This window comes from Flavobacterium sp. KMS, assembly GCF_000813005.1.
GTDB lineage: Bacteria > Bacteroidota > Bacteroidia > Flavobacteriales > Flavobacteriaceae > Flavobacterium.
In genome coordinates this window covers 351462-373260 of sequence record NZ_JSYP01000001.1, presented here as the reverse complement: position 1 = coordinate 373260, position 21799 = coordinate 351462, and the positions used below count along the sequence as shown (strand labels likewise).

Below are 21799 nucleotides of genomic sequence, written 5' to 3'. Positions count from 1 at the left end.
CAAAAAATGAGTTTGAAGTTTAGAGAAGTAACCCGAGGTAGCAGCGTAATGATTTAACTCTTTTATAAGGTAACTTTTAAAAGATGTAGATTATAATCTAAAATCAATTTTTAATAGCAAATAAATCAATAGTAAAAACTATGATGAATAATAGAAATAATAATAAAGATAAAAATCCAGTTAAAAGATTTAATAAAATCTCTATTGGATTGGCTTCACCAGAATCTATCTTGAAAGAATCAAGAGGAGAGGTTTTAAAGCCAGAAACAATAAACTACAGAACTCACAAACCAGAACGTGACGGACTTTTTTGCGAAAGAATCTTCGGACCTGTTAAGGATTTTGAATGTGCTTGTGGTAAATACAAAAGAATTCGTTACAAAGGTATTATATGTGACCGTTGTGGTGTTGAAGTTACTGAGAAAAAAGTACGTCGTGATAGAGTAGGACATATCAACCTTGTTGTGCCTATTGCTCATATCTGGTACTTCCGTTCTCTTCCTAATAAAATTGGTTATATCCTTGGACTTCCTTCTAAGAAATTAGATATGATTATTTACTACGAAAGATACGTAGTAATTCAAGCAGGTATTGCTAAAAATGCAGATGGAGAATCTTTACAAAGATTAGACTTTTTAACTGAAGAAGAATATTTAAATATTTTAGATTCTCTTCCTCAGGACAATCAATATTTAGATGATTTTGATCCTAATAAATTTGTTGCCAAAATGGGAGCAGAGTGTATTATGGATTTATTAGCACGTATCGACTTAGATGAGTTATCTTACCAACTAAGACACAGTGCTAACAATGAAACATCTAAACAACGTAAAACAGAAGCATTAAAAAGATTACAAGTAGTTGAGTCTTTCCGTGAGTCTAACTTAAACCGCGAAAACCGTCCAGAATGGATGATTATGAAAGTGGTTCCAGTTATTCCACCAGAATTACGTCCGCTTGTGCCACTTGATGGAGGTCGTTTTGCAACTTCAGATTTAAATGATTTATACCGTCGTGTAATTATACGTAACAACCGTTTGAAAAGATTAATGGAGATTAAAGCTCCAGAAGTTATCTTAAGAAACGAAAAACGTATGTTACAAGAATCTGTAGATTCATTATTTGATAACACTCGTAAAGCTTCTGCAGTTAAAACAGAATCAAACAGACCATTAAAATCATTATCAGATTCATTAAAAGGTAAACAAGGACGTTTCCGTCAAAACCTTTTAGGAAAACGTGTAGATTATTCTGCTCGTTCGGTAATTGTTGTTGGACCGGAATTAAAATTGTTCGAATGTGGTATCCCTAAAGATATGGCATCTGAGCTTTACAAGCCTTTTGTTATCCGTAAATTGATAGAAAGAGGTATTGTTAAAACAGTAAAATCTGCTAAGAAAATTATAGACAAAAAAGAGCCTGTAGTTTGGGATATCCTTGAAAATGTAATTAAAGGTCACCCAATTTTACTGAATCGTGCTCCTACGTTACATAGATTAGGTATCCAGGCATTCCAACCAAAATTAATTGAAGGAAAAGCAATCCAATTGCACCCGTTAGTTTGTACGGCATTTAATGCCGATTTTGATGGGGATCAAATGGCGGTACACTTACCATTAGGACCAGAGGCTATTTTGGAAGCTCAATTGTTAATGTTGGCTTCTCACAATATCTTGAACCCTGCTAACGGTGCGCCAATTACTGTACCTTCTCAGGATATGGTCTTGGGTCTATACTATATGACCAAAGAGCGTCTTTCTACTCCAGATCATAAAATTTTAGGTGAAGGCTTAACTTTTTACTCTGCAGAAGAAGTAAATATTGCATTAAATGAAGGAAGATTAGAATTGAATGCTTCAGTGAGAATTAGAGCAAAAGATTTTAATGAAGCTGGAGAATTAGTGTATCAGATTATTAAAACTACCGCTGGTCGTGTATTGTTTAATGAAGTGGTACCAGAAGCTGCAGGATACATAAATGATGTATTGACTAAGAAAAACCTTAGAGATATTATTGGACACGTTTTAAGCGCTACCAATGTACCTATGACGGCTGCCTTCTTGGACAATATGAAAGATATGGGGTATAAATTCGCATTTAGAGGAGGTTTATCATTCTCTCTTGGTGATATTAGAATTCCAGAACAAAAAACAAAATTAATTGCAGATGCCAGAGAGCAAGTTGAAGGTATTTCTGTGAATTATAACATGGGTCTTATTACTAATAACGAACGTTACAACCAAGTTATTGACGTATGGACTTCTGCAAATGCTCAATTAACTGAGTTAGCAATGAAGAATATTAGAGAAGACCAACAAGGTTTCAACTCGGTATATATGATGCTTGACTCTGGGGCGAGGGGTTCTAAGGAACAGATTCGTCAGTTAACTGGTATGCGTGGTTTGATGGCTAAGCCTAAAAAATCTACTGCTGGTGGTGGTGAGATTATTGAAAACCCGATTCTTTCTAACTTTAAGGAAGGTCTTTCTATCCTTGAGTACTTTATTTCTACTCACGGTGCTCGTAAAGGTCTTGCGGATACGGCTCTTAAAACTGCCGATGCTGGTTACTTAACTAGAAGATTACATGACGTTTCTCAAGATGTTATTGTTAACATTGAGGATTGTGGTACTCTTAGAGGTGTTGAAGTTTCTGCATTGAAAAAGAACGAGGAGATCGTAGAATCATTAGGAGAAAGAATTTTAGGACGTGTTGCATTACAAGATGTAATTAATCCTTTAACTAGTGACTATTTAGTTAGATCTGGTGAGCAAATCACAGAAGCTATAATGAAAGCGATTGAAGCTTCTCCAGTAGAGAAAGTTGAAGTTCGTTCTCCATTAACTTGTGAAGCGCTTAAAGGTATTTGTGCTAAATGTTACGGTAGAAACTTAGCTACTGGTAAAATGACTCAAAGAGGAGAAGCAGTTGGAGTAATTGCAGCTCAATCTATTGGAGAGCCAGGAACACAGTTAACATTACGTACTTTCCACGTTGGAGGGGTTGCGGGTGGTATTTCTGAGGAGTCTAGCATCGTTACAAGATTTAACGGTAAACTAGAAATCGAAGATTTAAAAACTGTTAAAGGTGAGGATAACGAAGGTAACTCAGTTGATATTGTAGTTTCTCGTTCTACCGAATTAAAATTAATTGATGAAAGAACAGGTATCTTATTAAGTACAAACAACATTCCTTACGGTTCAAGTATCTTTGTTAAAGATGGTCAATCGGTTGTTAAAGGTGATGTAATTTGTAAATGGGATCCATATAATGGAGTTATCGTTTCTGAGTTTACTGGTAAAATTGCTTACGAAGATTTAGAGCAAGGACAATCGTTCATGGTTGAAATTGATGAGCAAACAGGATTCCAGGAAAAAGTAATTTCTGAATCTAGAGCTAAAAAATTAATCCCAACTTTATTGGTTTACGGTAAAGAAGGTGAATTGATTCGTTCTTATAACTTACCTGTTGGAGCCCACTTGATGGTTGAAAATGGTGAGAAAATTAAAGCTGGTAAAGTATTGGTAAAAATTCCACGTCGTTCTTCTAAATCAGGAGATATTACCGGAGGTTTACCAAGAATTACAGAGTTGTTAGAGGCTCGTAATCCTTCAAACCCAGCTGTAGTTTCTGAAATTGATGGAGTTGTTTCTTTTGGAAAAATCAAAAGAGGTAACCGTGAGATTGTTATCGAATCTAAATTTGGTGACATTAGAAAATACTTGGTTAAATTATCAAGCCAAATTCTAGTTCAGGAGAATGACTTCGTTAGAGCAGGTGTACCATTGTCAGACGGTGCTATTACTCCAGACGATATTTTAAGAATTCAAGGTCCAGCTGCTGTTCAACAGTACTTGGTAAATGAAATTCAAGAGGTATACCGTTTACAAGGGGTAAAAATCAATGACAAACACTTCGAGGTTGTTATTCGTCAGATGATGCGTAAAGTAAGAGTACAAGATCCAGGTGATACTTTATTCTTAGAAGATCAACTAATTCATACTAAAGATTTCATCGTTCAAAACGATAAATTATACGGAATGAAAGTTGTTGAAGATGCTGGAGATTCTAGCGTATTAAAAGCGGGTCAGATTATTTCTCCTCGTGATTTACGTGATGAAAATTCATTATTAAAACGTACAGATAAAAATCTAGTTGTAGCTAGAGATGTAATTACTGCAACTGCAACGCCAGTTTTACAAGGTATTACAAGAGCTTCGCTACAAACTAAATCATTTATTTCTGCTGCTTCTTTCCAAGAAACAACTAAAGTACTTAACGAAGCTGCAGTAGCAGGTAAGGTAGATTACTTAGAAGGATTGAAAGAAAATGTAATTGTTGGACATAGAATTCCTGCAGGAACAGGTATGAGAGAATACGATCATACAATTGTAGGTTCTAAAGATGATTACAATGAAATGATGGCTAATAAAGAAGAATATATTTATTAATTTAGGAAACTATGAGTAATCCGAATCAACAACAAGAGCAAATTAATATTGAGTTAGATGAAAAAATCGCTGAAGGAATTTATTCTAATTTAGCAATTATCAATCATTCTTCTTCAGAATTTGTTTTAGATTTTGTAAGCATTATGCCAGGTATTCCTAAAGCCAAGGTAAAGTCAAGAATTGTCTTGACACCACAACATGCTAAACGATTGTTAAGAGCAATTGGTGAAAATATTCATCGCTTTGAAGCCGCTCATGGCGAAATCAAAGAAACTGAACAAGCACCAATACCGCTTAACTTCGGTCCAGCAGGACAAGCATAATTTAAATAAAAAAGCTCCAGAAATGGAGCTTTTTTTATATAAGAGAATTTGAAATTTATGTTTTAATCAAAAAAGGTTTCTTGAATTTATTCTAATAAGTACTTTATCCGATTTTAATTCGCTTTATCGATTAAATTTCGCCTTGAGCGCACATTTTTTTAACTTGCAAGTTCCTAAAATTGAATACTCGAGGTTATTTTATTAATTCAGATTCAAAAAAAGCGCTACTTTTAAAAGTAGCGCTTTTTTTATATAACGTTGAATCAGATAATTATTCAAATTCAGAAGTGAAAAATAATTTTACACTTGGATATTTATTTTGAGTCATTTGTATTGTAAAGTCAGAATCTGCTAAAAATACTAATTGACCGTATTTGTCTTTTGCTAAGAATTTTTGCTTGATACGTTTGAACTCTTTGAATTCATCATTTTTAGCATCATCAGGTTTTACCCAACAAGCTTTGTGAACAGGGAAGTTTTCATACGTACATTTTGCACCATATTCATGTTCCAAACGGTATTGGATTACTTCATATTGTAGTGCTCCAACAGTTCCGATTACTTTACGGTTGTTCATTTCAAGAGTAAATAACTGTGCAACACCTTCATCCATTAATTGGTCAACACCTTTATCTAATTGCTTAGCTTTCATTGGGTCGGCATTATTAATGTATCTAAAATGTTCTGGAGAGAAACTTGGAATTCCTTTGAAACTCATTATTTCACCCTCAGTTAAGGTATCACCAATTTTAAAATTTCCTGTATCATGTAAACCAACAATATCACCAGGGTACGAAATGTCTACAATTTCTTTCTTCTCTGCAAAGAATGCATTCGGACTAGAAAATTTTAAGTTCTTTTTCTGGCGAACATGGTAATACGGTTTGTTTCTTTCGAAAGTACCCGAAACAATTTTTATAAATGCTAAACGGTCTCTGTGTTTAGGATCCATATTGGCATGTATTTTAAATACAAAACCAGTCATTTTTTCTTCAGTTGGATCAACTAAACGAGTTTCAGAATCTTTTGGTCTTGGAGAAGGAGCGATAGTAACAAAACAATCTAGCAATTCACGTACTCCAAAGTTATTTAAAGCGGAACCAAAAAATACTGGTTGTAATTTTCCGTCTAAATAATCCTGACGATCAAATTTAGGATAAACTTCATCAATTAATTCTAATTCTTCACGTAGTTTATCAGCAGGTTTTTGACCAATAATTTTTTCTAGTTCAGGGTTTTGAACATCAGAGAAAGCTATAGTTTCTTCAATGTTTTTACGGCTATCTCCACTGAATAAGTTGATATTTTGCTCCCATAAGTTATAGATTCCCTGAAAATCATATCCCATACCAATAGGGAAACTTAATGGAGTTACAGTTAAGCCTAATTTTTGTTCAACTTCATCCATCAAATCAAATGCATCTTTACCTTCACGATCTAATTTGTTTATAAAAACAATTATCGGAATTTTACGCATTCTACATACTGCAACTAATTTTTCGGTTTGTTCCTCAACCCCTTTTGCAACGTCTATTACAACGATTACACTATCTACAGCGGTTAAAGTTCTAAAAGTATCTTCTGCAAAATCCTTGTGTCCAGGTGTATCAAGGATGTTGATTTTTTTATCTTTATAATTAAAGGCTAATACAGATGTAGAAACCGAAATTCCTCTCTGACGCTCGATTTCCATGAAATCACTCGTAGCTCCTTTTTTTATTTTATTGTTTTTTACAGCACCTGCTTCTTGGATAGCACCCCCAAATAACAATAGTTTTTCGGTTAATGTTGTTTTTCCAGCATCGGGATGCGAAATAATTCCAAATGTTCTTCTACGTTGTATTTCTTTTAAAAAGCTCATATTTAATATCAATAGTTTGCAAAAGTACTATTAATTACGGCTTAATAAAAATATTAGCTTCTTATTTAAGTCCGTTTAGTTTATAAAATTTGATGCTATTATTTGATTGTTTGAATAAAAAAGAGGCTGATTATTTAAATCAGCCTCAAAATTAAATATGTTTTTTAGGTAATAATTAATTATTAATCGACCAAACAGTGTATCCTTTTGGAGGACATTGAATTTTTACCCATTGATCAGCTTGAGTTGTAGGAAGCCAACTAGAACTTCCTGTAAAGTCATTTATCTGAGTGTTTGCCCAGTTTGTTTGAATCCATCTTTCTTGCCATGATGACGAATTATTGATGTATACCACTAATCCAGGGTTTCCGTTATATCCGTTTCTGCGGGCAATATATTCATCATTGTCTGCATATAAAATAGAAGTTGTTCCAGTCGCTTTATTGTTGTGAATCCAGATAAGGTTATTTAATTTGTTTTTATCAAGCCATTCTTCATAATCTCTATAAAAAATAGTTGGATATCCTTCGTGAGTCAAAATATAAGAATAGGCTAGTAATTTATTAGAAATTTCATCAGTATCATGATTAGACACAAATGTAACGGCTTTGTATGGGTTTCTTTTCCACATCATGTCGTCGTTTAATAACGCAAGATTATTTCCGTCAAAAGCATCATTCATTTTATAATAACACGCAAAATCGAATACAGAGCTATTGGCATTATTTGCCCAATCATTTAATACGTTCACGTTTGAATCCCATAATTCCCCAACCGAAAAGCCGCCTACATTAGCATTCCAGGAATTTACAACCCAAGCACCAAATCCTTTTACGTAATCAAATCTCCATCCATCAAATTTCATGGTGTTTTTATAATACTTACCAACTCCATCAGCTCTTAGCCATAACCAATCCTGTACATGAGGATTTGCGTGGCATAAATCAGGGAAACCGCCAAAAGCACCTTCGTCATTATTACCGTAACTGTTTTTATAAAAATCATTATAATTACGAGTGAATTTTCCTGAAGCAACACCGCTAAAGTTGGTCCAGGTATTAGTTCCTGTAAACGGATTCGCTTCTGATTGCCCGCCACTATTATGATTAATTACAATATCGGCATATACTTGCATATTTTCAGCATGTACTTTGCTGATTAAGCTCACAAGTTCTGTTTTTGATCCAAATCTGGTTTCTGTAGAGCCATTTTGATTATAATCTCCAAAATCAAAATAATCTGTAGGATCATAACCCATAGAAAAAGCACCATTTTGCGCTTTTGATGCAGGAGGTAACCAAATAGAGCCAATTCCGGCATTAGACCAATCGGTAATTTTGGTATTTAATGTATTCCACCAGTTACCGCCAGCAGGAACATCCCAATAAAATGCTTGCATCATTACGCCTCCGCCAGGATTGGCAACATATTTTCCTGTAGTAGGAGTTCCTGTGCTAAATGGACGCCCATCATGCTTTGTCACATTTATTACTTTGAACTGAGAATTTGCTGCTGCAATTTCAGATTCTGTATTTTCATTAGAGCTACAGGAGTAAAAAAATGCTGTTAAAGCAGTAATTAAATAAAGTTTTACAATTTGTTTTTTCATAATTAAATGATTTTTAGGTTAATTAAGGATTTGGGTAATCAAATTGTGATTAATTAAATAATTAGCCAATTAATTGTTTAATTACTGTTTTTAAATGCTAAATTTTAATAATCACATATCGAATGTATGTAAAACTTATGTAGCTAATTACTTTGAGATTTTATTTAATAAGCGAAAACGTTGTAGTGTTGAAAACTTTTGTTTATTTAGTTAGAAATGAACTGCTTGTGCTTGTGTTTTTTTAGTTTTTTAGAATGGGATTTAATCAAATATAGGTTAGTTGGGTTTTCTAAATAGTTTCAAAAATAAGATGTGATTAATTCTTGAATAAGAGATTTTTTTTAGTTGCATATAATTTTTTGTTAATAGTAATAAGTAAACTTGTATTATGTGATTGAATTGTTATTTTTGTTCGTTATAAGATAATTAAGCAATGTTTGTTAGATTTGTAAAGATTTTTATTTTCTGAACATTTAAAATATATATTGAAATATACGGTTTACTATATTTGTAAGCCATTAATGCTAAATAATAAAGCTTCTTTACATCAAATTAAATTTTTAACTAATGCTATTAAAAAAATTACGAATAAAAACTATCAATTGTCAATTTATATTTACAATAAGTTTTTTGCTTCTTTTCAATTCGCTAACCAGAGCGCAAGAAATTATTAAGGATACGGTTATTGCAAAGCCAGTTGTAGTTAAAAGTAATCAGAAACAAAAAATTGATGGTATTATCGCTACTGTAGGTGATTACATTATTTTAGATTCAGATATCGATAAAGGATACTTAGAAATTAGTAGTCAAGGAGGATCTATAAAAGATGTTTCAAGATGTCAGATGCTAGGAAAACTTCTAGAAGATAAATTATATGCACATCAGGCTATTCAGGATAGTATCATTGTAAGTGATGCTGAAGTAAAAGGCATGATGGATGAACGATTAAATTATATGGTTCAGCAAATTGGAGATATAAACAAAGTTGTTCAGTATTACAAAAAGAATTCAGTTGAAGAATTCAAAACTTATTTTGCTGATATCTTAAAAGAGCAAAAGTTAGCATCTGAGATGCAAAAGAAGATCATCGATGGAGTAGAAATTACTCCTGAGGAAGTTCGTAATTTCTTCAAAAAAATACCAGAAAGTGAATTGCCAACATTTGGAGCAGAGATGGAAGTAGCACAAATTGTGGTGAATCCTAAAATTTCGGATGTAGAAAAGAAAAAGGTAATCGACCGTTTAAATGGTATTAAAAAAGATGTAGAAGACGGTGCTAGTTTTGCAACTAAGGCAGTTTTATACTCTCAGGATCCAGGTTCGAGTTCGAATGGAGGATATTATAAGATGACGAGAAAAACACCTTTTGTAAAAGAATTTAAGGATATCGCTTTTAGTCTTCAGGAAGGAGAGATTTCAGCTCCTTTTGAAACTACCTTTGGATTTCATATCATAAAAGTAGATAAAATTAAAGGGCAAGAAGTTGAGTTGCGTCATATCTTGATTGCTCCTGTAGTTTCTGAAGATGCTTTGAAAGAAGCAAAAGAAAGAATTACTGGAATTAGAGAGAAAATAATAGATAAGAAAGTAACTTTTGCAGAAGCAGCCAGAGCAGATTCTGATGAAAAAGAGACACGTGCAAACGGTGGAGCCTTGATTAATCCAAATACACAAGACACACGTTTTGAATTAACAAAAATGGATCCTACGTTATATGCTCAGGTTTCTAATTTAAAAGATAACGAAGTTTCGCAACCAGTTTTAGATACAGATCCACAAGGGAAAAAAAGTTACAAACTAATTACTGTAACTAAAAGAATTGAATCGCATACTGCTGATTACGCTAAAGATTATATCAAGATTAAAGATTTAGCTTTAAAAGAAAAACAAATTAAAGCTATTGCAAAATGGTTTGATGAAAAAATAAAAGAAACTTATATCAAGATTCTTGGAGAGTACAGAGATTGTACTTTTACAAATAATTGGTTGAAAAAATAATTTTTATAAAATAAATAAAAAGAGTTAGTTTTATGAATTCATAGAACTAACTCTTTTTAATTTTAAATACATTCACAGATGTCTGATGTAATCGCAATTCATAACTTAGTTCAAAAACGTAATGAATTAAAAGCCGAAATCGCAAAAATTATTGTAGGTCAGGATGCAGTTGTAGATCAAATTTTGATTTGCATTTTTTCTGGCGGACACGCTCTTTTAATAGGTGTGCCAGGATTGGCAAAAACATTATTGATAAATACACTTTCACAGGCTTTAGGGCTTGATTTTAAGAGAATTCAATTTACTCCGGATTTAATGCCATCTGATATTTTGGGAAGCGAAATCTTAGATGAAAACAGACGGTTTAAGTTTATAAAAGGACCAGTTTTTTCTAATATCATTTTGGCAGATGAGATTAATAGAACGCCACCAAAAACACAAGCAGCTTTGCTAGAGGCAATGCAGGAACGTTCGGTGACGATTGCTGGTGAAAACCATAAATTAGACTTGCCTTACTTCGTGTTAGCTACACAAAACCCTATTGAGCAAGAAGGAACTTATCCTTTGCCAGAAGCACAATTGGATCGTTTTATGTTTGCTATAAAATTAGAGTATCCAAGTTTTGAAGAAGAAGTACAAGTTGTTAAACGTACAACTTCTGACAATACAAGTACAATCAACCCTTTGTTTACGGCTCAGGAAATTATAGATTTTCAGCATTTAATTCGCCGAATTCCTGTTGCTGATAATGTAATAGAGTATGCGGTAACTTTAGTTAGTAAAACACGACCAGATAATAGCCTGACGAATGATTTTGTTAAAAATTATTTAGATTGGGGAGCTGGGCCAAGAGCTTCACAAAATTTAATTTTAGCTGCTAAAGCTCATGCAGCATTCAATGGTAAATTTTCGCCAGATATTGAAGATGTAAAAGCTGTAGCAACTGGTATTTTAAGACATCGAATCATTAAAAATTATAAAGCCGATGCCGAAGGAATTACAGAAGAAATTATAATTCAGAAGCTACTATAACGATATAAAAAAGCTTATTTAGAAAGGTTCTTTGCTTAAAACATAGCAAAGAACCTTTTTCTTTATAACAAAGAATTTCGACTTTGTCAAAGAAAGGATTTTATATTATTAATAATTTAATATTTTGACGTTAAAATGCAATTTTGCTAATTTTACGCAATGTAAATCGTTATTTTTTAATAATAACTTTTGAAAAGGCGACTTCTGTTATATTTTTTTTAATTCTCGGCTTTAATTTTTAAATTTGCGTACAAAAAAAATAAGATACCTAGAAAAGACTTCAATTATGAATATTTATAACGATTACATTAAAGAGATTGCAGAACGAAAAGACCAAGGACTTCATCCGAAGCCAATTGATGGTGCTGAGTTGTTAAGCGTGATTATTGCACAGATTAAAGATCTGGATAACGAGTATCGAGAAGAATCGATTAAACACTTTATTTATAACACTATACCAGGAACTACAAGTGCTGCGGGTGTAAAAGCTAAGTTTTTAAAAGAGATTATTCTTGGAGAATCTGTTGTAAAAGAAATAACACCAGCTTTTGCATTTGAGTTATTATCACATATGAAGGGTGGACCTTCTATTGAGGTATTGTTAGATTTAGCTTTGGGTGATGATGCTGCTATTGCAAAAGAAGCAGGAAATGTACTTAAGACACAAGTTTACCTTTATGAGGCAGACACAGATCGTTTAAAAGAAGCGTTTAAAAAAGGTAACCCAATTGCTATAGATATTATTAAAAGCTATGCGCAGGCAGAGTTTTTTACAAAATTACCAGAAGTAGTTGAAGAAATTAAAGTAGTTACTTTTATTGCTGGTGAGGGTGATATTTCTACAGATTTGTTATCTCCAGGTAATCAGGCTCACTCACGTTCAGACCGTGAACTTCATGGTCAATGTATGATTACGCCTAAAGCACAAGAAGAAATTAAGGCGTTACAAGCACAACATCCAGACAAAAGTGTGATGTTGATTGCAGAGAAAGGTACAATGGGAGTTGGTTCATCAAGAATGTCAGGTGTAAACAACGTGGCACTTTGGACAGGAAAACAAGCAAGTCCATATATTCCATTCGTTAATATCGCTCCAATTGTAGGAGGAACAAATGGTATTTCTCCAATTTTCCTAACAACAGTTGATGTTACTGGTGGTATTGGTTTAGATCTTAAAAACTGGGTTAAAAAGCTTGATGCAGATGGTAATATTATTCGTAATGAGAATAATGAGCCAATTCTGGAAGAAGCATACTCTGTTGCTACAGGAACTGTACTTACAATAAACACAAAGACGAAAAAATTATATAATGGAGACAAAGAGCTAATTGATATTTCTAAGGCTTTTACTCCTCAAAAAATGGAATTTATCAAAGCTGGAGGATCATATGCAATTGTATTTGGTAAAAAGCTTCAGACATTGGCAGCGAAAATTCTAGAAATTGAAGCTCCTCTTGTATTTGCTCCATCAAAAGAGATTTCTCTTGAAGGACAAGGACTTACAGCGGTAGAGAAAATTTTCAACAAAAACGCTGTTGGTATAGCTCCAGGTAAAGTACTACATGCTGGTTCAGATGTTCGTGTAGAAGTTAATATCGTAGGTTCTCAAGATACGACAGGTCTTATGACTGCTCAGGAATTAGAGTCTATGGCTGCTACAGTAATTTCGCCAATCGTTGATGGTGCATACCAATCTGGTTGTCACACAGCTTCAGTATGGGATAAAAAAGCTCAGGCAAATATTCCAAAATTGATGAAATTCATGAACGATTTCGGTTTAATCACAGCTCGTGACCCGAAAGGAGTTTATCATGCAATGACAGATGTAATTCATAAAGTTCTTAATGATATTACAATAGATGAGTGGGCTATCATTATTGGTGGTGACTCTCATACAAGAATGTCTAAAGGTGTAGCATTTGGTGCTGACTCAGGAACAGTTGCTCTTGCACTTGCTACAGGTGAGGCTTCAATGCCAATTCCTGAATCTGTTAAGGTAACATTTAAAGGTGAGATGAAAGACTATATGGACTTCCGTGATGTAGTTCATTCAACACAAGCTCAAATGCTTAAGAAATTTGGTGGTGAAAATGTTTTCCAAGGGAGAATTATCGAGGTTCATCTTGGGACTCTTACTGCTGACCAGGCATTTACATTTACAGACTGGACTGCAGAGATGAAAGCAAAAGCTTCTATCTGTATTTCTGAAGATGATACCTTAATCGAATCATTGGAGATTGCAAAAAGCAGAATCCAGATCATGATCGACAAAGGAATGGATAATGAAAAACAAGTTCTTCAGGGATTGATTAACAAAGCAGATAAGAGAATTGCAGAGATTAAATCAGCAGAGAAACCTGCTTTAACTCCAGATGCAAATGCTAAGTATTATGCAGAAGTTGTTGTAGATCTTGATCAGATTATCGAGCCAATGATTGCGGATCCAGACGTAAATAACGCGGATGTTTCTAAGAGATATACTCACGATACAATCCGACCATTATCTTTTTACGGAGGAGATAAAAAAGTAGATTTAGGATTTATCGGTTCTTGTATGGTTCACAAAGGAGATATGAAGATTCTAGCTCAAATGCTTAAAAATATAGAACAACAATACGGTAAGGTTGAGTTTAAGGCTCCGCTAGTAGTAGCGCCACCTACTTATAATATCGTAGATGAACTTAAGGCTGAAGGAGATTGGGAAGTTTTACAAAAATACTCTGGTTTCGAATTTAACGATAGCGCTCCTAAAGGTGCTGCACGTACAGAATACGAGAACATGTTGTATTTAGAGCGTCCAGGATGTAACCTTTGTATGGGTAACCAGGAAAAAGCAGCAAAAGGAGATACTGTAATGGCTACTTCTACGCGTCTTTTCCAAGGAAGAGTTGTAGAAGATACAGAAGGTAAAAAAGGAGAGTCATTACTTTCTTCTACGCCAGTTGTAGTCTTATCTACAATTCTTGGTAGAACACCTACATTAGATGAATATATAGCAGCAGTAGATGGTATTAGCCTAACTAGGTTTGCACCTTCTCATAAACTGTTAGTAATGTAATCGTACGATTAGTTATAATCATTATATATAAAAAGCCTGAGTTGATAAACTCAGGCTTTTTCTTTTCTGGCTCTTCTATTTTTTGTAACTTGTGATGTTCAAAAAACAAAAACAAACAAAAACAATTATACTTATGGCTTTTGATATTGAAATGATTAAAAAAGTGTATGAGAACATGCCAGGTCGTGTTGATAAAGCACGCGAGATTGTTGGTCGTCCACTTACTTTAACGGAGAAAATTTTGTACAATCACCTTTGGGATGGAAATCCAACTAAGGCGTTTGGCAGAGGAGTCGATTATGTTGATTTTGCACCCGATCGTGTAGCATGTCAGGATGCAACTGCACAAATGGCATTATTGCAATTTATGCACGCAGGTAAGGCTAAAGTGGCTGTGCCTACAACAGTTCATTGCGATCACTTAATTCAAGCTAAAGTAGATGCTGTAACCGATTTGGCTAGAGCAAAAACTCAAAGTAATGAAGTTTTCGACTTTTTGTCGTCAGTTTCTAATAAATACGGAATTGGTTTCTGGAAGCCAGGAGCAGGTATTATTCACCAGGTAGTACTAGAAAATTATGCTTTCCCAGGAGGAATGATGATTGGTACAGATTCACATACCGTAAATGCAGGAGGTTTAGGAATGGTAGCTATTGGTGTTGGTGGAGCCGATGCTGTAGATGTTATGTCAGGAATGGCATGGGAATTAAAATTTCCTAAATTAATTGGAGTAAAATTAACTGGTAAATTATCAGGATGGACAGCTCCTAAAGATGTTATCCTTAAAGTTGCTGGTATTCTTACTGTAAAAGGTGGAACAGGAGCAATTGTAGAATATTTTGGAGAAGGTGCAACTTCTATGTCATGTACAGGTAAAGGTACTATTTGTAATATGGGTGCAGAGATTGGAGCGACAACTTCAACTTTTGGATATGATGATTCTATGAGTCGTTACCTGCGTTCTACAAATAGAGCCGATGTTGCCGATGCTGCAGATAAAATAGCTCCTTACTTAACTGGAGATCCAGAAGTTTACGCTAACCCAGAACAATATTTTGACCAGGTTATCGAAATTAACTTAACGGAATTAGAGCCACACTTAAACGGACCTTTTACGCCAGATTTAGCTACTCCAATTTCTAAAATGAAAGAAGCAGCAATCAAAAATAACTGGCCATTACAAATTCAGGTTGGTTTAATTGGTTCATGTACCAACTCATCTTACGAAGATATTGCGCGTGCAGCATCTTTGGCAAGACAAGTTTCTGCCAAAAAATTAAAAACAAAATCACAGTTTACAATTACTCCAGGTTCAGAGGTAGTTCGTTATACAATCGAGCGTGATGGTTTTATCGATACATTCCATAAAATTGGAGCAACAGTTTTTGCTAACGCTTGCGGGCCATGTATTGGTATGTGGGATAGAGAAGGAGCAGAGAAAGAAGAAAGAAATACAATCGTTCACTCTTTTAACCGTAACTTTTCTAAACGTGCCGATGGTAACCCAAATACACTAGCTTTCGTAGGTTCGCCAGAATTAGTAACAGCTATGGCTATCGCAGGAGATTTAAGTTTCAATCCATTAACAGATACTTTAATCAATGAAGATGGAGAAGAGGTAATGCTAGATGAACCTACAGGAGATGAATTGCCTCCAAAAGGATTTGATGTTAAAGATCCAGGATTCCAAGTTCCGGCAGAAGACGGTTCAGGAGTTCAGGTAGCTGTAAGCCCAACATCAGAGCGTTTACAATTATTAGCTCCGTTTGATGCTTGGGATGGTAAGAACATTACAGGTGCAAAATTATTAATCAAAGCATTCGGAAAATGTACTACAGATCACATCTCTATGGCAGGACCATGGTTACGTTTCCGTGGACATTTAGATAATATTTCTAATAATATGTTGATTGGTGCAGTAAATGCATATAACCAAAAAACAAATTCAGTTAAAAATCAATTAACAGGAACGTATGATGCAGTTCCTGCAGTTGCACGTGCGTACAAAGCAGCTGGAGTTCCATCTATTGTTGTGGGTGATCATAACTATGGCGAAGGATCTTCTCGTGAGCACGCAGCAATGGAGCCACGTTTCTTAGGAGTTAAAGCGGTATTGGTGAAATCTTTTGCTCGTATCCACGAAACAAACCTTAAAAAACAAGGGCTTTTAGGATTAACATTTGCTAACGAAGCAGATTATGATAAAATCCAAGAAGATGATACAATCAATTTCCTTGATTTAGTAGAATTTGCTCCAGGAAAACCATTAACGCTAGAATTCGTTCACGCAGATGGAACTAAAGACATAATCTTAGCAAATCATACTTATAATGCAGGGCAAATTGGCTGGTTTGTAGCCGGTTCAGCATTAAACTTAATTGCTGCTGGAAAAGCATAATTAAAGTTTTAAATCATATTAAAAACTCTCAAGGCAACTTGGGAGTTTTTTTATTTGAAGCTATTTCCAGCTATCCGCTATATCTTTTCTTTTTTAAAGGAAAAAAGAAAAGGATGCCGCTTTTATCTGGGCTAGGAAATCTATTTAAAAAAGAAATTTAGTATAAAGATTTTTACCTGTTAAGTATTATAATTTCGCAGATAATAACTCTGATATTAAAACTAACCCTGTATTTTTGCTAGAGTTGTTTCTTGAGATAAGTTTTTAATCTTATTCGGATTTGTTAATTTAAATTCATCTAAATCTATGCTAAAAATTTTTGCAGAAGGGATTTTAGAATAACTATTGTCAATACGTCCGCCCAAAATGTATAATTTATTATTGTTATAATACATAGCTGAATACTTCAGAGGGAGGTTGATTTCGTATTCTTTTAATACTTTTAATTTAAAATTGTAAGTGTACATTTTTTCATCCTCAAAAAAATAAATAATATCGTCATTGTAAGTAATAGCAGGTCTTTCTAATCCCGAAAATAGTTCACCTTCAGTTAGCCATTTTTCTGTTACTAAATCAAAGGTTTCTATTTTAGATATTGGTTTTCCGTTGTTTCCGCCAATAAGATAAATTTTATCGTCTATCAGTATTCCGGTAGTTTCTTCTGCCGTTGGCATACTCGTAAGTTCATACCAATATCCGGAAGTAATATTATACAAATGTACTTTGTTTGAAAAATCTTTCACACCACTTTCAGTTGCTTTTATAGAACCTCCCATTACAATAATATTATCTTTATAAGTAAAAGAAGCAAAGTCAGCAGCCTGATGTGGATTTGTTTTGTCGACTTTAATGGTGAGTTTTTCAAAATCTAAAACTTCAATTTGATCTTGTAAATATTCCCAACTACTTATTTTATTTACGAACATTTTTTTTCCGCCCAAAATATAAATCAAATTGTTATAGAAATGAATGTTATGATACGCTCTAACCTGTAGTTTTAAATCTGGAAATTCCCAAGAGTTGGTTTTGATATTGTAAATAGAAAGATACTTTTTATAATGTCGTTTTGTTGTTGTTATTCCTTCATTAAAAAAATCCTGAAAGGTAGGATCGGCTATTTTTGCCCGCACTTTGGCCATATGATCGATTTCGGGATAAGCGTCACCGCCACTAATATAAATTTTATCGTCTTTTAAAAAAGATCCAAATGAAAAAACAGGATGTTTTAAATTAGTTATTTCTGTAAAAGCAAGTTTTGTTTTCAGTTTAGTATTGGCAACAATTGTAACACCTGATAAATTTTGTGCCTCTTCTTCAAGAAAAACTTTGTAGTTATTTTTTGCCAGATAGCTTAAGGAAACATTTTTAGTGATGTAACCAATGTGAGAAAATTGTAATGTCTCATCCTCTTTAAATTCAGGAAAAACTTTTAAATAAAATTCACCATTTTCATCAGTTATAGTTCCAACTTTACTAGACAATGCAAATACATTGGTGTTTTCAACCGGAAGATTGTCTTTCTGGGAAATTACATTACCTTTTATATTTTGAGCAATCAATAATGTAGGAAAAAATACAAAAATCAGAATTAGTTTTTTCAAGGATATTATTTTTGTCAGTTATTCTTTGTTTAAAAGTAGTATTATTTTTTCAAGAAAAATAATTGAATTAATATAGAATGATTATTTTTTATGCGGAATTTGTTAATTTGAATATAAAGAGTTGTTAAAAAATAGCAATTTTTAGTTTAATAAGTTAAATTAGCTTTTTAAGTAATTGGATTGTTGTTTTTTGATTTTTTTTAAATGAATTAAATGTAATCTGCGAATGTAATTTGAATAAGAATGAAAAGTTTTGGACTGATATTAGCGTTATTTTTTTTTAGTTTTAATGTTTTTTCACAGGAAAAATATATTAAGCATAAAATTTCTAAAGGGGAGAATGTTAGTGTTATAGCCAAAAAATATCATGTAAAAGTAAAGGAGATTCTTGATTTAAATCCTAATGCGGGTAAATTATTAAAACTAAATTCAATTTTACTAATTCCAAGTTCAGAGAAAAATGTTGCCAATAAAGATAAAGCAACAAAAGCGAAGACAAAAGAAAAAGAAGTAATTGCAAGTAATAAAAGCAATTCAGACAATTCGAATACTACAACGAGTAATCAGGAAACTACTACTCATGAAATTCTAGCAAAAGAAACATTGTACGGAATTTCAAAACAATACCAACTTACAGTCGAGGAATTAAAAAAAGCCAATCCAAAATTAGAAAGTGAAGGGCTTAAAATAGGACAACAAATTATAATTCCGGGTAACGCTAAACCAATTATAAAAGAAACTGCAATAGCTGCTACTACGATTGTTACTACACCTGAGCTAGAGATAATCGAAAAACCTGTAGAAACCGAAATTGTTCGTGAAGTTTTGCCTAAAGAAACTAAATATGCAATTGCTAAAGAATACGGACTTACAGTTAAAGAACTAGAAAGGCAAAATCCATTTATAAAAGGAAAATTACCAGTAGGTTATGTTCTTAAAATAAATCCTTCAAAAACATATGTAAAGAAAGAAGGAGTACAAGAGGGAGCAGATACTGCAACAGCAGTAGCGACAACAGCAATTAAAGATACTGCAACGACAAATAATGTAAAGTTTACCCATGACTCAGATTTGTTAAATCAATTGGTATTAAACGCTACAGAGAACATAGGAGTTCGGTATCGTTCAGGAGGAACTTCGAGAGCAGGTTTTGATTGTTCAGGATTAATGGTAACTACATTTGGAAGTTTTGATATTAAGTTACCTAGAAGTTCTATTGAGCAATCTCGTATTGGAGTTAAAATTGCTTCGGAAGATGCGCAAAAAGGAGATTTGATTTTCTTTAAAACCAACGGAAGACGTCAGATAAACCATGTAGGAATGGTGGTTGAGGTATTAGATGGGGAAATTAAATTTGTTCACTCATCTGTACATGGTGGTGTAATTGTTTCTTCAACAAAAGAAGCATACTACGGAAGAAACTTCACTCAAGTTAATCGTGTTTTAGAATAAATTTCTTTAATTCTAAAAACGTAATATAAGTTTAAGCTTTTAGACTTACTCAGTTAAATAATTTTTACTTCTTTATTTTTTCTAAATTTTCTTTTACTCGAAAATTTACAATCTTCGTTATTAAATCCAAAGGCATAGGTTTGTCTAATGGAAACTGAATAGAGCCCTTTCCTGATTTATAAGCAGAAAGTTCTTCTTGAAAAGCTTCGTTTCCCGAAGGCAACGCATAAAAGCCAATATGGTTTTTGAAAGCTGCAAAATGCACTAAGTTACCATTAAGCGTAAAAGTAGGGATAGCGTAACTTATTTTCTCTTCGGCATTTGGAGCAGCCTTTTTAATTGTTTGGCGCACTTGTTCTAATACTGCCTGAATAGTTTCAGGAAAACCAGCAATATATTCATCAATAGTTTTAGGTTTTGAAGTTATCATAGCTTTTAATTTTATAAAACCAAAACCGCAATTTTGTCAAATTGCGGCAGTTTTGATTGAGTTTATCAAAGTTGTTATTTAGAGATTTCGTCTAATACTTTCTTTGCATTTTCATTTTTTGTGTCAAACTGTAATGATTTTTTATAGTTTACAATGGCAAGTTTTTTATCTCCATCTTTTAAATAAGCCTCGCCTAAACTATCATATGCATTTCCTGATTTAGGAAAGGTATCAACATTTATTTTAAAAACGGCTATGGATTCTTTTGTTTTTCCTGATTGTAGTAATTGATAACCAACATCGTTTATTTCACTTTCCTTAATAGCGTATTCATCAGATTTTTTGAACTCTTCAAATTTCTTCAATCCAGTTTCTAATCCTTGAGATTTAATAATACCAAATAGAGTATAAGCGGTAGACCTTTTGGCAACATCATATGGCATATCGTATAAAATTGCTCGTATCGCTTCAGATATTTGATTAAGACCAGTTCCTCCGGTATTGTTTAGTAATACAATTAAATCGTTGGATGATGGAATACGGGAGATTAGAGTGTTGAAACCATTTATTCCACCACCATGTTCAATAATTTGTACTTTCTTATCTGTTTTGTCAATGTTGGCTTCTTCAATAAACCACCCGTATCCATAATAGGATGTTGCAGAGAACCTTGTATTTATGTATTTGTTAAATAATAATTCTTTGTATTTAGCCGATAATAATTTTTCAGTATAAAGAGCCTGATCCCATAAGTATAAATCCTCTACGGTAGAATATAGAGATCCTGCAGCATAAGGAAGAGACATATCAATGTAACTTGAATTTACATAGTCAGAACTGCCTTTCTCTTTTCTTTCGTATCCAGTGGCTCTATTAGCTAAAATCACATCGTGATGGTCATAGCCAGAATTATTCATGTTAAGTGGGGTAAAAATCTTTTCTTGTAAACACTGCTCATACGTTTTTCCTGTAATTTTCTCTATGATATAACCCAATAGAAAATAGCCAGAGTTGCTATAGGCAAATTTTTCTCCAGGCTTGAATTGAAGAGGTAAATCGGCAAATGTTTTTACAAAAGCTTCTGGTGTATAGGGATTACGACTAATATCAGAGAAAAAATTAGGGAATGAAGTATAATTAGGTATTCCAGATGTATGAGTGAGTAATTGATGAATGGTAATTTTATCACCATTGGTTTTGGAATAATCAGGAAGATAGGTAGAAATTGGAACATCTAATTTAAGCTTTCCTTGCTCCACCAATTGAAGAATTAATAATGCTGTGAATTGTTTGGTAATAGAGCCTAATCTAAACTTTGTGTTGGGTTCATTAGGGATTTTCCATTCCATATTGGCTAATCCAAAACCTTTTTTATAGATAACCTTTCCGTTTTCAGTTACAAGAGCAGTTCCGTTAAACTGGTTGTATTTAGAATATAAGCTTAGCAATTCATTAATTTTATCGGCCTTGGAAGTTTGGCCAATACATACATTAACTAAAATTAATTGAAAAGCAAGACTAAAAATGAGCACTTTTAATAAAGAGCTATTTGATTTTTTTTCCATGATGGTTGATGATTTTTGGTT

At 33.4% G+C, this 21799-nt stretch carries 12 protein-coding genes; 7 read left to right on the top strand and 5 right to left on the bottom strand.

What is annotated here, in order from left to right; all coding sequences use genetic code 11:
- Positions 1-140: 140 nt before the first annotated feature.
- A complete protein-coding gene (gene rpoC / locus OA93_RS01590) occupies positions 141-4451 on the top strand; it encodes a DNA-directed RNA polymerase subunit beta' (RefSeq protein WP_039111369.1) in 4311 nt (1436 codons plus the stop codon).
- 11 nt (positions 4452-4462) lie between these two features.
- Positions 4463-4774 (top strand): DUF3467 domain-containing protein, encoded by a 312-nt coding sequence (locus tag OA93_RS01585; RefSeq protein WP_039111368.1) that lies wholly within the window; start codon positions 4463-4465, stop codon positions 4772-4774.
- Positions 4775-5045: 271 nt separating this feature from the next.
- On the opposite strand, the gene OA93_RS01580 is transcribed toward OA93_RS01585, so the two are convergent.
- On the bottom strand, positions 5046-6635 hold the full coding sequence (locus OA93_RS01580; RefSeq protein WP_039111367.1) for a peptide chain release factor 3: 1590 nt from the start codon (positions 6633-6635) through the stop codon (positions 5046-5048).
- Between the two features lie 175 nt (positions 6636-6810).
- Positions 6811-8244 (bottom strand): alpha-amylase, encoded by a 1434-nt coding sequence (locus OA93_RS01575; protein WP_039111366.1) that lies wholly within the window; start codon positions 8242-8244, stop codon positions 6811-6813.
- Positions 8245-8811: 567 nt separating this feature from the next.
- Here OA93_RS01575 and OA93_RS01570 point away from each other — a divergent pair.
- From OA93_RS01570 to OA93_RS01555, 4 genes are all read left to right on the top strand, one after another.
- A complete protein-coding gene (locus OA93_RS01570; RefSeq protein ID WP_039111364.1) occupies positions 8812-10242 on the top strand; it encodes a peptidylprolyl isomerase in 1431 nt (476 codons plus the stop codon).
- Positions 10243-10320: 78 nt separating this feature from the next.
- Entirely contained in the window at positions 10321-11274 is a 954-nt protein-coding gene (locus OA93_RS01565; protein ID WP_039111363.1) for a MoxR family ATPase, read from the top strand.
- 286 nt (positions 11275-11560) lie between these two features.
- The gene (locus OA93_RS01560) at positions 11561-14332 is read left to right on the top strand and encodes a bifunctional aconitate hydratase 2/2-methylisocitrate dehydratase (RefSeq protein ID WP_039111586.1); all 2772 of its coding nucleotides are present in this window, start codon (positions 11561-11563) and stop codon (positions 14330-14332) included.
- Between the two features lie 133 nt (positions 14333-14465).
- Positions 14466-16730, top strand: a complete 2265-nt coding sequence (locus OA93_RS01555; protein ID WP_039111585.1) for an aconitate hydratase — start codon at positions 14466-14468, stop codon at positions 16728-16730.
- A 221-nt stretch (positions 16731-16951) separates the two neighbouring features.
- Here OA93_RS01555 and OA93_RS01550 read toward each other — a convergent pair whose 3' ends face one another.
- The gene (locus tag OA93_RS01550; RefSeq protein WP_039111362.1) at positions 16952-18331 is read right to left on the bottom strand and encodes a carboxypeptidase-like regulatory domain-containing protein; all 1380 of its coding nucleotides are present in this window, start codon (positions 18329-18331) and stop codon (positions 16952-16954) included.
- A 243-nt stretch (positions 18332-18574) separates the two neighbouring features.
- On the opposite strand from OA93_RS01550, the gene OA93_RS01545 reads away from it, so the two are divergent.
- Complete coding sequence (locus tag OA93_RS01545) at positions 18575-19783, top strand: peptidoglycan endopeptidase (RefSeq protein WP_039111360.1); 1209 nt, start codon at positions 18575-18577, stop codon at positions 19781-19783.
- Positions 19784-19847: 64 nt separating this feature from the next.
- Here the strand turns inward: OA93_RS01545 and OA93_RS01540 are convergent, their stop codons facing one another.
- Together OA93_RS01540 and OA93_RS01535 are read right to left on the bottom strand one after the other, a co-directional pair.
- A complete protein-coding gene (locus OA93_RS01540; RefSeq protein WP_039111359.1) occupies positions 19848-20213 on the bottom strand; it encodes a DUF1801 domain-containing protein in 366 nt (121 codons plus the stop codon).
- Between the two features lie 74 nt (positions 20214-20287).
- On the bottom strand, positions 20288-21778 hold the full coding sequence (locus OA93_RS01535; RefSeq protein WP_039111358.1) for a serine hydrolase: 1491 nt from the start codon (positions 21776-21778) through the stop codon (positions 20288-20290).
- Positions 21779-21799 lie beyond the last annotated feature (21 nt).

What these genes read in the sequence shown, in the direction of transcription:
- rpoC (WP_039111369.1), top strand. Translation starts at nt 141, where the DNA reads ATGATGAATAATAGAAATAATAATAAAGATAAAAATCCAGTTAAAAGA.
- OA93_RS01585 (WP_039111368.1), top strand. Translation starts at nt 4,463, where the DNA reads ATGAGTAATCCGAATCAACAACAAGAGCAAATTAATATTGAGTTAGAT.
- OA93_RS01580 (WP_039111367.1), bottom strand. Translation starts at nt 6,635, where the DNA reads ATGAGCTTTTTAAAAGAAATACAACGTAGAAGAACATTTGGAATTATT.
- OA93_RS01575 (WP_039111366.1), bottom strand. Translation starts at nt 8,244, where the DNA reads ATGAAAAAACAAATTGTAAAACTTTATTTAATTACTGCTTTAACAGCA.
- OA93_RS01570 (WP_039111364.1), top strand. Translation starts at nt 8,812, where the DNA reads ATGCTATTAAAAAAATTACGAATAAAAACTATCAATTGTCAATTTATA.
- OA93_RS01565 (WP_039111363.1), top strand. Translation starts at nt 10,321, where the DNA reads ATGTCTGATGTAATCGCAATTCATAACTTAGTTCAAAAACGTAATGAA.
- OA93_RS01560 (WP_039111586.1), top strand. Translation starts at nt 11,561, where the DNA reads ATGAATATTTATAACGATTACATTAAAGAGATTGCAGAACGAAAAGAC.
- OA93_RS01555 (WP_039111585.1), top strand. Translation starts at nt 14,466, where the DNA reads ATGGCTTTTGATATTGAAATGATTAAAAAAGTGTATGAGAACATGCCA.
- OA93_RS01545 (WP_039111360.1), top strand. Translation starts at nt 18,575, where the DNA reads ATGAAAAGTTTTGGACTGATATTAGCGTTATTTTTTTTTAGTTTTAAT.
- OA93_RS01540 (WP_039111359.1), bottom strand. Translation starts at nt 20,213, where the DNA reads ATGATAACTTCAAAACCTAAAACTATTGATGAATATATTGCTGGTTTT.
- OA93_RS01535 (WP_039111358.1), bottom strand. Translation starts at nt 21,778, where the DNA reads ATGGAAAAAAAATCAAATAGCTCTTTATTAAAAGTGCTCATTTTTAGT.